13 protein-coding genes and 1 pseudogene are annotated in these 15701 nt (G+C 35.1%); 3 read left to right on the top strand and 11 right to left on the bottom strand.

The window, feature by feature from the left end; genetic code table 11:
• Positions 1-12: 12 nt before the first annotated feature.
• From BLW28_RS14980 to BLW28_RS14950, 8 genes and pseudogenes are all read right to left on the bottom strand, one after another.
• Positions 13-273, bottom strand: a pseudogene (locus BLW28_RS14980) (transposase); the annotation flags it as partial.
• Positions 274-307: 34 nt separating this feature from the next.
• Positions 308-1390, bottom strand: a complete 1083-nt coding sequence (locus tag BLW28_RS14975) for a DUF2357 domain-containing protein (protein WP_262481131.1) — start codon at positions 1388-1390, stop codon at positions 308-310.
• A 45-nt stretch (positions 1391-1435) separates the two neighbouring features.
• Positions 1436-1603, bottom strand: coding sequence for a hypothetical protein (locus BLW28_RS15840; RefSeq protein ID WP_159431792.1), 168 nt, complete (start codon positions 1601-1603; stop codon positions 1436-1438).
• A gap of 3 nt (positions 1604-1606) precedes the next feature.
• Positions 1607-3187, bottom strand: coding sequence for an McrB family protein (locus tag BLW28_RS14970; protein ID WP_073222031.1), 1581 nt, complete (start codon positions 3185-3187; stop codon positions 1607-1609).
• A 167-nt stretch (positions 3188-3354) separates the two neighbouring features.
• On the bottom strand, positions 3355-4968 hold the full coding sequence (locus BLW28_RS14965) for a response regulator receiver domain (RefSeq protein WP_073222034.1): 1614 nt from the start codon (positions 4966-4968) through the stop codon (positions 3355-3357).
• Between the two features lies 1 nt (position 4969).
• A complete protein-coding gene (locus BLW28_RS14960) occupies positions 4970-7864 on the bottom strand; it encodes an ATP-binding protein (protein ID WP_073222037.1) in 2895 nt (964 codons plus the stop codon).
• Positions 7854-8942 carry a DNA cytosine methyltransferase gene (locus tag BLW28_RS14955; protein WP_073222040.1) on the bottom strand — a complete coding sequence of 363 codons (1089 nt, stop codon included), beginning with the start codon at positions 8940-8942 and terminating at the stop codon, positions 7854-7856. The genes BLW28_RS14960 and BLW28_RS14955 overlap by 11 nt, the downstream gene beginning before the upstream one ends.
• Positions 8943-9701: 759 nt before the next feature.
• Positions 9702-10121, bottom strand: coding sequence for a helix-turn-helix domain-containing protein (locus BLW28_RS14950; RefSeq protein WP_073222043.1), 420 nt, complete (start codon positions 10119-10121; stop codon positions 9702-9704).
• 317 nt (positions 10122-10438) lie between these two features.
• On the opposite strand from BLW28_RS14950, the gene BLW28_RS14940 reads away from it, so the two are divergent.
• Positions 10439-11221, top strand: a complete 783-nt coding sequence (locus tag BLW28_RS14940) for an RNA polymerase sigma factor (RefSeq protein ID WP_073222051.1) — start codon at positions 10439-10441, stop codon at positions 11219-11221.
• Positions 11222-11321: 100 nt separating this feature from the next.
• The gene (locus BLW28_RS14935; protein ID WP_073222053.1) at positions 11322-12422 is read left to right on the top strand and encodes a hypothetical protein; all 1101 of its coding nucleotides are present in this window, start codon (positions 11322-11324) and stop codon (positions 12420-12422) included.
• Positions 12423-12765: 343 nt separating this feature from the next.
• Here BLW28_RS14935 and BLW28_RS14930 read toward each other — a convergent pair whose 3' ends face one another.
• A complete protein-coding gene (locus BLW28_RS14930) occupies positions 12766-13551 on the bottom strand; it encodes a hypothetical protein (RefSeq protein ID WP_073222058.1) in 786 nt (261 codons plus the stop codon).
• Positions 13552-14315: 764 nt separating this feature from the next.
• Positions 14316-14573 carry a Kazal-type serine protease inhibitor domain-containing protein gene (locus BLW28_RS14925; RefSeq protein WP_073222061.1) on the bottom strand — a complete coding sequence of 86 codons (258 nt, stop codon included), beginning with the start codon at positions 14571-14573 and terminating at the stop codon, positions 14316-14318.
• 204 nt (positions 14574-14777) lie between these two features.
• On the opposite strand from BLW28_RS14925, the gene BLW28_RS14920 reads away from it, so the two are divergent.
• The gene (locus BLW28_RS14920; RefSeq protein WP_073222064.1) at positions 14778-15290 is read left to right on the top strand and encodes an inorganic diphosphatase; all 513 of its coding nucleotides are present in this window, start codon (positions 14778-14780) and stop codon (positions 15288-15290) included.
• Positions 15291-15403: 113 nt separating this feature from the next.
• On the opposite strand, the gene BLW28_RS14915 is transcribed toward BLW28_RS14920, so the two are convergent.
• Positions 15404-15701: transposase (locus BLW28_RS14915; RefSeq protein ID WP_143036913.1), on the bottom strand; the 298-nt coding region annotated here is incomplete at its 5' end.

Here is a 15701-nt window from a genome sequence, read left to right as displayed (position 1 = left end):
AGGGCTTTAAAGCTTTTTTTCGATGATCTCCTTGGCCATCTGGTGGTCAAGGGCCAGAGTGGCATACATCTGCTTGAGCTTGCGATTCTCTTCCTCTAGCTCCTTGAGGCGCTTGAGCTCCTTGGAGTTCATTCCAGCATATCTAGAACGCCACTTATAGAAAGTGGCGGGGCTGACCCCATGCTCACGACTGATCTGGTCGACACTCTTTCCATTGTCGAACTCTTTTAAAATCTTTGCAATCTGTTGTGGTGAAAATTTACTTCGTCTCATAATACTGTTTAAAATTAAGATAATTATTCTACTTTTAAACAGTTCGGTTTAAAGGGAAGCTTACAAACCTAATATTCAAATTCCTATTTTCTGATTCATAAACTCCATTCAGGGCAGTGAATTTTCCTTGTTTAACGCGAATATTTAATCCGTTATCAGAGGTTTCAATTAGTTCTGAAATGTGCTTAGGTTCTATATCAAATATAGATTGGAAAAGGTCTAGTAATTTAAAAAATAACCAATATTCATATAGGTTGGCAACATCTTTTTTGCCTGCACCATAAACATCTTCCCCTCCTTTCCATACTAACTTTGCTGCTAGCTCAAACATTAACCAAACTCTTAAAACTTCTCTATATCCTTCTTTTCGTTGGAGAACTGGACTATTGAGCTTTAAGGTTGTAGGTCTTGATATTTCCTGGAAAATAATGTGATGTAAATGAGATTCTAACTCTCTACTTAATGTTTTTGATTCATTGTCTAACTTAGAATCTTTTTTTGAAGCTTTGTTTATGTCGTTGCAAAACTTTAAGAACGTTTCTAAAGCGTGTTTAATAAAACGATTCTCAGGCGTATCAACCGAATCTATCTTCCGAACACTCGTAATACGCTCAGGAATTGTTTTCAATCCATACTTTTCTAAGTAGTGTTTTGGAGGTAATTTGGTTCTATTACTTCCTTTAACCAATTCTTTAAGGCTACTATTCGCAAACTTTCTAACACTTCTAATATCCTTAAGCTCTGAGGACTCGGCCCAAACGGTGACAGGAGAAGTGACAATTCTATTTATAGCATCATGAAATTCATCTGAGGAAATGACAGATTTTATAAAGGCAAATTTTTGATAAAGACTTTGGCTGTCTTTTTCAAAATCAATGTCAAAATGATGGGATACGGGAGAATTGGCTTGTAATAACAGGTCTGTACATTTTTCTGTAATAAGCTCAAGCATGTCCCTATAATCCTCTCTATAATCTGACTTTACAGACTGAACTTCTAGTTTTATTATTTGACACGGTTCTTCTTCACCTGTTCTAAAAAGTGGAATTTCTAATGTGCCTACGAAGATGTTAGGAGCTAGCGTACCAAGATTTTGATCCCGACGATGTTGCTGAATAATGTTTTCGCCTACATCTGCTAGGTAATAATTTTCATCATTTATTTAATAGTCATAAAAACAACCTTCACGTAATTGGAAACGAGCTTCGTTATATTCTGCAGCTGATCTTTCAGCGTCAAATAGAGTCCCTCCTTTTCGGGCATCTATCCAAAGCTTTAAGCCTTCTTTTACTACATCAAGGTTAATTTCTATGTTTTGTGATTCCGTCATTTACTAAGCTTCAGCAAAACTTGTAAATCCATTATCTATAGCTCCATTATACATTCTTGATATTTTTTCTAATGACAATGGATAAAGAACCTCCTCTTTGTTTGAAAAATCGAAATCGTCTTTTCCAAAAATATTTTTCACAATGTTCTCTTTATTATTGACACAGAAACCGCCCAAAGTTTCTAAAACTGGGCAAAGCTTTCTTCGTGAACCATGCAATTTTGGTAAAAGCTTTTGCATGATGACAATATCTATTTTATCATCAGTAGACATACTATTGTCTAATACGTGTAATTGATGAATTAGCCTCATAATTTCAGATGCAGTTCTATATCCAAATTCAGCTCCTGTTTTCTTAAGCTCCCCAAAGAACATTAGCAGTGTTTCGTTTATATCATCAACATCTTCTGTGGCAAATGATTTATTATATGAAAGCTTTAAAAAATCTTGTGCCATAGTGGCTCCTTTCTGATACAAAGCTTCCATGTTTAGTTCTTGCATAGTGTTTAAAAATGACTCCATTTCCGTGTCATTGACTCTAAACTCAATCGTATTGGCTCTATCCAATACTTTTGGACTAAACATATTGGTGGTTTCATCTATATTTACTGTGCCAATTATAAATAAATTAGAAGGTAGCTTAATGTTAGATGGGACTCCATTTTCAACCTTGTCTTCTGCATGTAGCGGAATTTCTTCATTAGATTCCATTACACTCAAGAAATCTGCAAAATAACGTTCCACATGACTTAAGTTCATTTCGTCAAGAATCAGGAAAAATGGTAGCTCAGGATTAGATTGAGCTTTTATCATTAAATCTAGCACTTTGTTTTCTGGTTTCACATATTCTTTAGGATTCAAAGCATTTGGATAACCTAATAATGGTTCACGATTCGTCCAATCTGCCCCTACAGGGACTATGCGATACTGATTGTCATCTTGACAAATCCATTGCACAAAGGCTTGAGCTAATTTGGTCTTCCCAGAACCAGAAAGACCTGTTAGAATTACAAAGGGTTTTGTTAGTAATGAACTTGTAAAGCGAGTAATAAGTTGCCTTGAATAAACTAACCCAGAATGATCTAATTGCTCGGAAAATGAATTCAATTTAAATTTTTTATTTGTTACTGCAATTCCTGCAATCTCCTGTTCTTGAAGTTGAGTATTATTTTTCGTTAAAAGAAACTCTTTATATTTACTTAAACTAGCGGAATAAAAATATCTTTCACCATAGGATGGGGCATCTTTATTATATATGTATGATGTTTTATCTCTTTGAATATTTTTAACTTCGGAATGAAGCTCTGTAATCAATTCGACATCTTCGATTTCAAAAATCGATTTTTTTGAAATCTTACCGTTCTCATAAAAACGATTGGATAACCATTCTATAGATGTAATGTATGCAGGGCCAGCACCAGACTTTTCAGTTAAATTATCTAGAACCCATTTTTTGAATTGTTCTTTGTTGTTATGATTTTCCACTACCGATTTGTTTTTAATTTCAAAATCATGATCACGAAGAATTTTAAATGGTATTTCAACATTATTGCCGAAATCTTCTAGAGTGAGTTTCCTCTTCATCTTTGCCTCATTTGCTAATGACAAAACCAAAATAGGAGGATATTTTTTTTTTGTTATATATGAGGTCGTATGTAGAAGAATGGCGGCCAGTTTTTATTTTAGGATTATCGTCTATCTGCTTAATTGCGTTAATTATTTCTTTTCTAGTAAAATCAACCACCATAACACTATATTTTTACAAAATCAACACCAACTCTCAATGGATATGAAAATGCATGATTTGCTATTCTTTGACAATAATTTTCACGAATAGTAGTAATGTATTTTACTGGTCTACTTTTACGTTCTCCCTCTTTATTTAAATAATACAAATCAATTACTCCATTTTCATTAATTAAATCTTTTCCATCTAAAACCTTATATTGTAAAGGCTTTACATATATTGGGACATATTTAGAAGGTTCTTGTGGTGCATCCGTCCACCTCACAACTTTACCGTTAGGTAAAAAACTTACAAATGCTGTGTCACCCAGTTTGAGAGCTTCTTCTAAATTTATATGTTCACCCTCTGCAAAAAAATAATTGCGTTTAATTTTTTCCTGAGGTCTGAGACAATCGCACAAAGGAGTCAAGCATATTAAATACTTATCAGCTTTATCTGCATCTTCAAAATTAAAAACATCTCCAAAATTTATATAGCTGTCTTTTTTATTAAGAATGAATGAATTATAAAACACATTCATTCTATGACTATCTTCGTTTTTAGCTTTTATTGCTGGGTTATATAGTTCCTCAAATATTTCATCAGACAAAAGAGCAGATTTTGTATTTCTTAATGATAAATTCATTTTTTCAAGAAGTAACTCTTTAACAAATTCTTCATAAAAACTATCTAAGCCTTCATTCTTTAATCTGTTTCTGTGTTCAAGTAAAGCTTCTTTACTAAAATTTATCTTGTTATCCTTATTAATGATACCGATTTTAAAGATTCTGTTAAAAAAGTCAATAGCCAAAAGTTGGTTGTAACTATCAATATCATTAATAATATGATCAAAAAAATTATCAAGCAAATTTTTAGGATCATTCTCCTTTTTCTTGAATATAGTAATTATTGTATTATTAATTTCTAATAAAAATTTGTCTTGTTTTATTATATTAGGACAAGGTAACGGATGATTAAGTTCTTCGTGAAAAGTGTCCAGATTAACGTTGGATATTTTGCATATTGCACATATAATGTCATCTAAAGAAGCAGCCTTTTTAAATTCTTCTATTTGCGTTTTATATTTTTTCAACAATGGACCAATTTCCTTTTTTATATCGGCATCATTACGACCCATACTAATTTTATGAAATTCACTGAAATCAAAACCTTCGCCAAAGATGGATTCGGTATATTCTTTATATTCAGAATAAACCTCCTTGGTTAAACTTGAATAATTGGTCAAAATTCTTTTGAAAACACCGTCCAAGTATTCTTCACTTGTATAAATCACGCAAAAGTGAATATTAGGTGTATTAATTATCTTATCCAAGATTATTAAACTCTGTATTTCTCCAGATTGTCCATCCAAGTGCCAATCTAGTAGAATTAAATCTCTATTATCTAAGCAATAATTTACCCAGTTATCATCGTTTTCATAGCCAATAGCATATTTAACTGATTCTAAAGAGACTCCTGCACTTCTAAACTTTGAATATAATTCTAAAGACAATATTTCTTCATCAGCACCAATCAAAGCAGCAACATCTTGATTAAATTCACGAGCGTTTTCATCGATATAAATTGCTGATTTTATATTTTCTTTTAAAATCTCTTTTGCGATATTTATATATGCCATATTAATTAACTTTTTTGTTGATCACAAAACAAGCTCCTTTTAAAGAATTGTATTTTACATCATTTGTTGCATAAATATCCAAACCTGCTTCATTTAAACTTTGCTTCGATAAATAAAGTCCAATACCTCTTCCATTAGGGCGTTGTGAATAAAACAAATCAAAAATTTTATCCAATCTATAGTCAGGTATTTTTTCTCCAGAATTAGCTATAATTATTTCTTGTGTATCTATTAGATAATCAAGCTTTATAACACGTTGTTCTTTATTACGTAACCAATAAATAGCGTTATTAATAATATTTATAAAAACAGTATGGATAACTGGTTCTTTAATATTGATAATATGATTTCTGAAATTGTCTGATACATCAAAATAAATATTGTATTCTAATATTTGATTTTCAAAAAATTCCAACAAATAATTGAAAATTTTATTACAAGAAATATCTTTAATCAGCGCTCCTGAAATACGATATAACGGAGATAATAAGGCATATTTATCTTCTAATTGCTTAAAGTTCTTTTCAAGGAAGCGAAACTCTTTAATCGAATTGACAACCTCATTATTACCCAATACTCCTAATTGATTATTGATTTTTGCATATAGCTGATTAAATTCGTGATCAATTATTTCTACTGCAATACCCAATTGTGCTGTATCTCTCGTTTGTTCCCACTGATACTTCATTTGGTCATATTGTGCTTTGTAAGCGCCTTCTACTTCTTCTTGATTAATTTCAAACTTCAATCTTTTTATATGATTCACTAACGGAAATAATTTTCTTTCCGCTTCTACAAATAAACTATTATATTGCATTTCAATCTCGTTAGTGAATTGATTCACTTGTTCTTTGGAAAAGATTTCATTTATTACCCTTTCTTTATTTTCAGAGAGTGAATTTATTAGTCGTTTAGATCGTTCTCTATATTCTTTTGATAAAGATGTGAACTTTTCATCAAGCTGTTGTCTGTTTTCATTAAGAGCCTTTTCCAATGAAAAAATGTAACCATTGTATTTCTTTGAAAAGTCAATCTTTAAATCTCGGATCTCTAATTTATCTTGAGCTTTCTTATTTAGTTCATCTCTTTTGGGTTTTATAAGCTCAAAATAATTATTCAGCTTATCTTCAAATTTATATAATCGCTCTTTTTGTGTTTCAGTTGGCTTATAGTGCTTAGGGACTTTTGGTATCAAAGCTTTAAAGTCCAAATCCATTTTTTGAAGTTCGTCTAAAATACTTTCTACTTCGGAATAGGTAACATTAATATTATTCAGCTTTTCATCTAAAATATTCAGTAAATCTCTATATTTATTTTGATGTTCATCGAGTTTCTGAGGATAAGCATTCAACGATTTTGTAAATGCTATTTTTTCTGCTTTTTCTCTAGCTTTATCAGCTTTTAGTGCCTCGTGCTGATCATTTAATTCTTTCTTTTTATCTAAAAATATTGATTGCTTTGCTTCTGTTCCAAAATAATCTTGTGCTAGTGTAACAAAGAAATTAATAGCATCATTTGTAAAGGCTCTGTATTGAGCATTATTTATTAACCCTTCTCGACTTGATTTATCTTTAAGATGTTCATTTCTTTCCCTTGTAATATCTAAATAACCATACATTCTTCTATAAGAAAAATAATACGTACCCGCTCTTTTAGATCGTCTTTGCTCGAAATTTAAAAAATCCGCATTTTCCCGACCATATGGCAATACTCTAAAATTGTCTCTAAAAATGTATAATCCGCCATATTCTCGAACTTTGTTAAATAAACCTGCGAACTGACTTTCAGTTAAACTTGAAGATTTCTCTTCTCCTTGTGAATAACCTAATTCAAGTGGTATAGCGCCGTAAAAAGATCTTTTATCTTTTTTTCTCGGATTGGTATATGAATAATCTATTATTTCGTTGTAAATTCTAATTTTTCCTTCGAATGTTCCATTGCCGTTGAATTCTCCTTTTATATAAACATCTGCTAAATCAAAGTCGGATTTGGTGAAGAAATTCCCTCTGGAATTTAATAAATCGTAGGTTTCTATTCCCTTATTTATATTGAAAATTGTAGATACATCAATTTTTATATCCTTGAATGGATTAGTAAAACCTGTTAAACTTGAAATAACAAATTTTCTATCTTCCAATCCATCATTATCATTTTCTGCAAGTTCTAGAATTTGATTTATGGGATTAAATGTTAAAAATAATGTCCCGTGGGAATCATCAGAATTAAAAAAGGAAAAGATTTTATCTAGAACTGGGGCTTCTAATAATGCTTCCTTCGTATTTGTAACAATTTCAGATTTTAGCTCAATTTGTTTTCCCTCCCAAATCGGCTTATTATCCAAATCGGTTTCTTTTTCGAAATTTAATAAAAACTCGTTCTTCAAATCTGCAAAAATAGATTCTAATGTATTTAGCTTCTCTACAGATTTTAATGGAATATTAATGTCGTCAAGAAACAAATTATAATTTTCTAATAACCTCCAGTCAAAGAACAACGCTTGTAAAGGATAGCCAATTTTCTTTGTAAGCATAAGCATCGGATTTCCTAAATAAGCAACAGATAAACGACCTATTCCTTTTTCACCAGCTTTAATGCGTGGCCTTTTCCATAATGTGTCTTCCGACTCAATATCAGTTTCAGCTCTTGATTTTGAATCCGTTCCTAAAACCAACCATTTATCCAAAATATCAGAATTGGACATTCCTTTTCCGTCATCCGAAATGGTAAAATATGATTTTGTAAGTCCGTTGTATCCTTTTTTAAATAGTTCAGCTTTCAGGTTATCAGCATACGCATCGTAACCATTTTTCCACAATTCTGTGATGGCAGTCGGTAAATCTGCAATTTGCCCTTTTCCTAGTAAATCTACTGCTCTTGCTTTGGTTCTAAATTGCATTTTTGTGATTTTGAATTATAGCTTTACCTATAGCAATTGCATATTTTGGAGGTACAGCGTTACCGATCATCCGGGCAATGCCAGCTACACTGGTTCCTTTAAATTTATACGTTTTAGGAAAGGACTGTAAAACAGCACCTTCTCTGATAGATATAGCTCTATTTTCTTCTGGGTGTCCAAAACGTCCATTAGAGAAACTAAAAAATTTTGTTGTTATCGTTGGCGATGGCTTATCCCACCACATTCTACCGTAAATATCTTTAAACCCGTCAGTTTTCCTATAATGACATGGAGGTGCCAATCGTTCATCATTTACATAAGCCATTCTAGTTCCACCATCTTTGGGGGTTAGGCTTAGTCTTTCTAAATTAAGTGCATTCAGTCCAGCAACAGTATGCATAAATTCTGTATTGTCTTTATGGCCTTGAGTGATTTTTGGAAAACCATTCTTTTCACCTAAAACGTCCCTAACTGTTATTTTCTTTCCTTCTACAGCAAGAGGTTTCAATTCAATTTGGGAAATCCTATTTGCTATTAGTGTAAATCTTTTTCTATGCTGCGGTACGCCATAATTACTTACCTCATGAACTTCAAAATGAACTTTATAACCTTTTTTTTCTAACCAGACAATAAATTCATTAAGACCACTTTCTTCCTTTTTTCTTAAAACGCCTGGCACATTTTCTACAATCACATAACCAGGATTGAAATATGATACAAAACGATGAAATTCAATTAAGAGATTCTTAGACTTTTTTGACTTCTCTTTTGTGGTATTTATAATACTCCAAAACTGACACGGACTGCAACCAATTAAAACAAGACTGTCATCGTTTTTCTTTAAAGAAAGTCGACTTTCGAGTTCTTTCTCCTTTAGATCAAAAACATCAGCGTGGATAAATTCAGCACCCTTAATATTTGCTTCGTACGTTTCTTTGCAATTTTCATCAAAATCAATCCCTGCAAGAATTTGTATTCCTGCTTCCTGTATACCATAGCTCATACCTCCTCCAGAACAGAAGAAATCTACTGCTTTTAACTTACTTTGATTTTGTGTGTTTGCGATTATTTCTTTCATTTAAAATCGGCGAGAATGATTAATAAAATTAATTATGACAACTATTTATATCATTGGTGTTCAAAGCTCCAAATTACAGCATACCTGTAATTTAGGTTTAAATATTAGAATTTTTAGAATAATATGCTAAAATATAAAATCTTTATTGGCAAATTAAACTTTATTTTTCCATTAGTACTATGATAACGTTATATTGTTCCCTTGAAATATGGTTTCATTCTTGACGGTTAATTAAAGTTATATAATTTTCTTTATATGTTTTCAGTTCCTCTATATTTTGAGACAATAGATGCTAAAATCACCTCCAGCAACTTCCCGTTCACATTCCTAAAAAAAACGCAACCCCAACGACATTTACCACTGCCACCGCTCCTGACATAGCGATGCAACCATTTATCTTTAGGCTTAAAACAATAAGCGCAATCATCCTTTGCTTTAGCGTAAAAGAGTAAAGAAACTTATGTTCTATTCACTTTTATAATTTTATGTAAATATAAATCAAATGATAGTACAAGAATTACGGATAACCGTAACAGCGAGCATTTTAATAGGGGAGAATACCAAATATAGAAATAAATTGGTAATGAATAAAACAAAGATTATTTTAAACTGGTTGATAGGTATGTGAATGTGTGAATTTAGTTTGATGCGTATTGCAAATGTTTTTTATGAAGAGCACGATAGGCATTTCTCCTTCTCTCAAATCAAATCATAAAATGACACCTAAATTTATACGGTAACACTTCAGAGAAGTATGAATTATTTCTTTTCTTTCAATGTATCTTCCAGCTCCTTTTCAGTAAGTTGAAGTTGATTAGTTAAGAGTTCAATAGCCTTTTTAATCTGGCTGCCAGATTCACTCATTATTTTATCCGCCTGCCCAAGCACCCTTAATTCATCCTCCAAATAAGCTAATTTTTTTCGTAGAATGTATGGACTTTTAGCTTCATTAACTTGAAGCTCTTTTTCCTCATCACTCATCATTGGCTCCTTTCCACACAAAAGCCAAGAAGGATTGAGTTCAGGGCATTTATTATATAGTAACTCCGCATCAAAAGAGTTTCTGCTCTTCCAGTTTGAATATACCTGTGGTGTAATTCCTAAAAACTTGGCAAAGTCTACGTCAGTTTTAAAGCTGTAGTAGTCTTTAATCTTATCTAGCATTATGGCCTTATCCATAATAATAAAATATTTGTGTATAAAATTTGCACAATAAACAAAACGTTTATATATTTGATTGTCAGTATGTAAAACTGTTCAGTAAATGTGAACAGATTATTTAATTTGTAAATATAGCTAAAATGAAGCAAACTTATAATGCAACCCTTGTCAAGGCGCTTGCCAAGAAGTATAAGATATCGCCACGATATGTTAGGTACTGTCTCAAAGGAGAGCGATCTCCCTGTTTCGCAGATAAAATTAAAAAGGATTATGCAAGATTTACAAGTAAGATAGAAAATATAATAGAAAAGGAGTGTAAATCAAAATAGTGTCCTATGAAATCCAATACTTTCATACAACTAAAACAAGGCTGTCCCAACTCCCTTACCGCCATTTATGATGAGTACCAGAGGCGTATCTTTGGGTTGGGCAGGTACTTCCTTCGCGACGAATTTGTGGTGGAATGCCTGATGCAGGACACCTTTTTAAAACTTTGGGTGAACCGAGACCGCATCGAACGGCCGGAACACATCCTTTTCTTTCTCCTTTTTGTAATGAAAAGGGAATGTATCTCCTATTACACCCGTCCCAGAAACGACTTCAATAGAAAAATTCGCTCCCTCGATAGTTTTGATAATTACCAGGAATATATGGCGGGCTACGATTCTTTAAGCGATACCGAGACCCAAAGGTTACAGGCAGAGGAACAACAGCACTTTGAGCTCATACAAAGCGTACTACCTCTCTTGGACGCCGAGGGAAAACACCTAATCGAGCTTTGTCTAAAATATGGCTTCCGTTACAAAGCCATTGCCCAAGCCATGGGTAGCAGTGTTACAGACACCAGCAACAAAGTGAAAAAAGCCATTGCCGCCCTTAAGATCATTGTGTGCCAAGGCGGAACGTTAAACAGCGAACAGAAGCCTGCCACCATCAAGCTACAAGGTGCAATGACCCCCGAACAGGCGGAAATACTAAAACTGCGCTGTGAAAATAAATACTCCTTCGCCGACATAGCCCAAACCCTCAACCGCCCCCAAAAGGAAATCCATCGAGAATTTATAACAGCATACAAACTCATACAACAAAAACACCACCAACAAACTCAACCGACATAGTAACAAACCCAAAACCCACAACCTGCAACATCAAACCTGCAACCCGAAACCCAAAAAATGCTAATAACCAATAACCAATAACAAATAACCAAAACCCATTATGCCCCCCTCCACCCTAAAACTCACCCGAAAACTCCAGCTCATCGTAGACCTGCCAGAAGGGGAGGAGCGCAACGAAGCTTTCGAAAAACTCTATCGCTGGCAGAACCGTGCTTATCGTGCGGCAAACCTGATTGTCTCTCATCATTATATACAGGAAATAATACAAGAGTTCCTATACCTCTCCGAAAAAGTGCAATACAAACTAACCGACGAGAAAAAAGATCCGCTAGGCATTCTAAAACAATCGCGAAACAATACAACTTATCGTTTGGTATCAGACCGTTTCAAAGGCGAAATCCCCACCAACATCCTCTCCAACCTCAACCGTGCTCTTCTCCTATCATTCAACAAGGAGAAGCATGGATACTGGAAAGGGGAGCGGTCCGTAAAAAACTTTAGGAGAGATATGGCATTCCCATTTGCCCCTGATGAGTGTATCCACTGCCTGCACTACAACGTGGAAAAGAAAGCCTTTTGCTTTCGATTGTTCAAAATTCCCTTCCGAATCTATCTGGGCAGGGATTTCACCGACAAGCGAAAGCTGTTGGAAAGGGCAATAGCAGGAGAGACCAGCATCCGCACCTCCCATATAAAATTAAAAGAGGGAAAGATATTTTGGCTAGCGGTCTTTGAAATAGAGAAGGAAAACCACACCCTAAGGCCTGAAGTAATCGCCGAGGCATCCCTCTCATTGGAATTTCCTATTGTGGTAAAAGCCAATAAGACCAGGCTCACCATTGGCAATAAGGAAGAATTCCTACACCGAAGGCTCGCCATACAGGCAGCCCGGAAAAGGGCCCAAAGCGGCGCCACCTTTTCCCGCTCTGGCAAAGGCACCAAAAGAAAGCTAAAAGCAGTGGACAGTTTTTATGAAAAAGAAAGCAATTATGTCAATACCCGCCTACATGTGTACAGCAGAAAGCTAATCGACTTCTGCGTAAAACAACAGGCAGGAACGCTAGTCCTTTTGAACCAAGAAGAGAAAATAGGCATCGCCAAAGAAGAAGAATTCGTATTGCGAAACTGGAGCTATTATGAATTAATGGAAAAAATAAAATACAAAGCCCAAAAAGCCGGCATAGAACTTATTATAGACTAAAAACCCAAAGAAACCTGAAACCTGAAACCTGAAACCCGAAACCTGCAATTTGAACTTTATCCCCGAGGGTGCTTGTACACCCGCAAGGTGAGGCCTCGGCACTCACTAAATGCAAAATGCATATACAACGCGTGAGCTCTCTTATCTTATAAATCCCCGTACGGACAGCTCGCGAGCTGTCCCTTCCCATGCAAATTATCCATCCCATCCCCGTACGGACAGGTCGCGACCTGTCCCAATCCAAAATTTAATTCCCAATCCAAAATTTAATCTCCAATCCCAATCCTCCAATCCCAATCCTCCAATCCCAATCCTCCAATTATCCATCCCATCCCCACGCAAATCACCCAACCCCCAAAATCCGCATCGCTCCAACATCCTTCATCGCCAATAGCTCTCCATTCACCTCCTTCATAAACGATACTCCAACCATTGTTATCACCGCTATCTCCTCCGGCAAAGCACCCCCAGCCTCTAATTTTATCCGAAGATCAACAGGAGCAATCGTCTTTTGCTTTAATGCAAATGGTTTGCTTTCCACAAAGTCCCCGAGGTTTTTAAACTTAGGTTCTATTGGGGTATATCCTTTCTTTTTCACATCATATTTATAATTACTCACAGTCCCCGCCCCAAGAATAAACTTAATATGCGTTGCTTCTTCGGGTGCAGTTATTTGTTTCTTGGGAATTAGCGTAGGGGAGATCCAACAAACTTCAGTTCTATCCTCGCTAAACCTTGGTTTATCTTTAATCCCTCCAACGCTATATACCAAAGGTCTCACTTCAAAAAATTCAAAGACTTCAAGCAAGTCCCCGTTTTTACGAAAATCCAATTTCCGTTGTCCAGGAGTGCCATCCCCCAAACCTACGATCATCCGAACCTTACCGCTAAGTCTTCCCATAAAATAGCGATCCTCATACCCACGTTTTTTTGAGTTAAGAGCTAATCGAAATGCTTTTACCGCCTTGCTTGCGCCACCCATTTCTTCGTTACTGTTTAGTGTGCCTTCGCTTAGTGTTTCCGGTCCTTCCGACTGCTTTTTTGCAATTGTACCTCTGTCGTCTTGACTAAAAGTAATCCCGCCCATGCTCCCGCTGAGCTTTAAAAAATCATTCTTAATTCGTGCCATAATAAATTGTTTTGTAGCCCTAGAAAGTCTCGATCGAAACGTCCTAGAGCCTAGTTAAACTATCACTGTTATTTGATTAAAATTTAGATCATCCTATTAAAGTCAGACCAATAAAAACTTTAGGCTATTTAGCTTAATGACGCCCCTTCTTTTCATCTTGTCTAGAAATAAAACCATAACATTAAAATGCAATCTGATTTTAAATCTTCACATATTAACCTCTAACCTCTAACCTCTAACCTCCAACCTCTAACAATATTGAAAAAACAAACCTTATCCGTTAAAAAACCTATAATAGATATATGACAAAATATGACGAGCGCATTCTTTTAGTTAGCACTTGAGTAGTCTTACATTCATCAAACTACTTGTGCTTAAAGCTGATTTCCTGTATCTCGTTTGTATGTATAAACATTTGATTAAACGATTTTTACTAATATTGTTAGAACTTAAAAACAGACTGAAAGTCTATTTCGATCGTGAAGTCTAAAGCACCCTTTATGCGCCATCATTTTCAGAAAAGAGTGGATTCGTGTGTATTAGTGTAATTCGTGGCTACACCTTAAATCCAAGTCTATTCCCTTCGTTAAATCTAAGCACCCTTTGTGTGCCATCGTTTTCAGGAAAGGATAAATTCGTGTATGTTAGTGCAATTCGTGGCGGCGCATAAAGCCATATATATCCCATTGATGAAGCTACAATACCCCCATGTAGGTCCGGGTTAAGTCCGGGTCAAGTCTGGGACAGGTCTGGGTGAAATAAACTTAAGATTCTGCTTTTTCTCCTTCGCAACCTCCTTTAACCCACTTAGTAACTCCCGATCGCTCAGCAGCGCAGGGATTTGAGTAGGTCTTGCCGTCGCAGCCGCAAACAGGATCGTACTCCATAGTGCAAGGCCCCATACTTATCTTCGACTCATCGATACAGGCGGTAGTTTGGGTGCTACGACAAGAGGTAGATATCAATATTCCGCCGCTAAGAAACACAGCAGCCAATAAAGTTCTTTTGTATGCTAACTTCATTCAAAATAATTGGATTACTAAAATAAGCTCGTTTGCTTCAAAAATCAAATAAAACCAGTAATTTATATTCATTCTATTCTTTAACAGTCTTTTGTAACCTCGTTTTTAGAAGTCATTACTGTTGTAATGTAACTCACTTTTTCTTCGTTTAACGCCTAAAATTGTCTACTTTTGCACGCTCAAAAATAATTTACAGCAAAGATTATGAACAAGACTTTCGACGTACTTATAGAAATCCCTAAAGGCAGCCGTAATAAATACGAATACGACTTTAAATTAAAAAAAATCCGCTTTGACCGTATGCTGTTTAGCAGTATGATGTATCCTGCCGATTATGGTTTTATTCCAGAAACGTATGCTAAAGATGGGGATCCGCTAGATGTATTGGTGTTGGGTCATGAGCCTACTTTCCCAATGTGTGTGATGGAAGTGAAAGCTATTGGTGTATTCCACATGGCAGACGAAAAAGGACAGGATGAAAAGATTATTTGTGTGCCTGTTTCAGACCCAGTTTGGAACCAATTAAACGACCTTGAAGATTTGAACCCTCATTTAATAAAGGAGATTGAACACTTCTTTAAAGTGTATAAAGATTTAGAGAAAAAACGTGTAGACGTGGGTGGCTGGGGTAATGCTGAAGAAGCTATAGAAATATATAACCAGTGTGTTGCGCGCTATGATAACACCCCAGAGGTGCATGGCCAATTCAGTATATAAATACGATTTACGATTTTTGATTGGTGATTGAATTAACCTCTAATCACTAACTAAATAACTCAAGACACTATCCCGCTAAGTGTGTAAGTTTAAAATAACAGGGGTTAGACTTTTTAAAGTCTGACCCTTTTTTCATAGATCGTTAGGAACTGATTTAAAATGATGCCCCAGTTCCTGATAGGCATTGTCCATTTTTTGGTTGCTTCGCGTACAGACAAATATACGGATTTCATTACGGCATCGTCTGTTGGGAAAGAAAGTTTGTTCTTGGTGTACTTTCTTATTTTCCCGTTCAGGTTCTCGATAAGGTTTGTGGTATAGATAATCTTCCTGATCTCCAGAGGGAACTCATAGAACACCGTGAGCTCTTCCCAGTTGTCACGCCAGCTTTTGACGGCATAGGAATACTTA

Source organism: Aequorivita viscosa, assembly GCF_900106795.1.
GTDB lineage: Bacteria > Bacteroidota > Bacteroidia > Flavobacteriales > Flavobacteriaceae > Aequorivita > Aequorivita viscosa.
This window is presented reverse-complemented; position numbering and strand designations above follow the sequence as displayed.

Excerpts from the sequence above, each read along its gene's own strand:
- BLW28_RS15840 (WP_159431792.1), bottom strand. The coding sequence starts at position 1,603 with ATGACGGAATCACAAAACATAGAAATTAACCTTGATGTAGTAAAAGAA.
- BLW28_RS14950 (WP_073222043.1), bottom strand. The coding sequence starts at position 10,121 with ATGGATAAGGCCATAATGCTAGATAAGATTAAAGACTACTACAGCTTT.
- BLW28_RS14920 (WP_073222064.1), top strand. The coding sequence starts at position 14,778 with ATGAACAAGACTTTCGACGTACTTATAGAAATCCCTAAAGGCAGCCGT.
- BLW28_RS14930 (WP_073222058.1), bottom strand. The coding sequence starts at position 13,551 with ATGGCACGAATTAAGAATGATTTTTTAAAGCTCAGCGGGAGCATGGGC.
- BLW28_RS14960 (WP_073222037.1), bottom strand. The coding sequence starts at position 7,864 with ATGCAATTTAGAACCAAAGCAAGAGCAGTAGATTTACTAGGAAAAGGG.
- BLW28_RS14935 (WP_073222053.1), top strand. The coding sequence starts at position 11,322 with ATGCCCCCCTCCACCCTAAAACTCACCCGAAAACTCCAGCTCATCGTA.
- BLW28_RS14970 (WP_073222031.1), bottom strand. The coding sequence starts at position 3,187 with ATGAAGAGGAAACTCACTCTAGAAGATTTCGGCAATAATGTTGAAATA.
- BLW28_RS14965 (WP_073222034.1), bottom strand. The coding sequence starts at position 4,968 with ATGGCATATATAAATATCGCAAAAGAGATTTTAAAAGAAAATATAAAA.
- BLW28_RS14940 (WP_073222051.1), top strand. The coding sequence starts at position 10,439 with ATGAAATCCAATACTTTCATACAACTAAAACAAGGCTGTCCCAACTCC.
- BLW28_RS14955 (WP_073222040.1), bottom strand. The coding sequence starts at position 8,942 with ATGAAAGAAATAATCGCAAACACACAAAATCAAAGTAAGTTAAAAGCA.
- BLW28_RS14925 (WP_073222061.1), bottom strand. The coding sequence starts at position 14,573 with ATGAAGTTAGCATACAAAAGAACTTTATTGGCTGCTGTGTTTCTTAGC.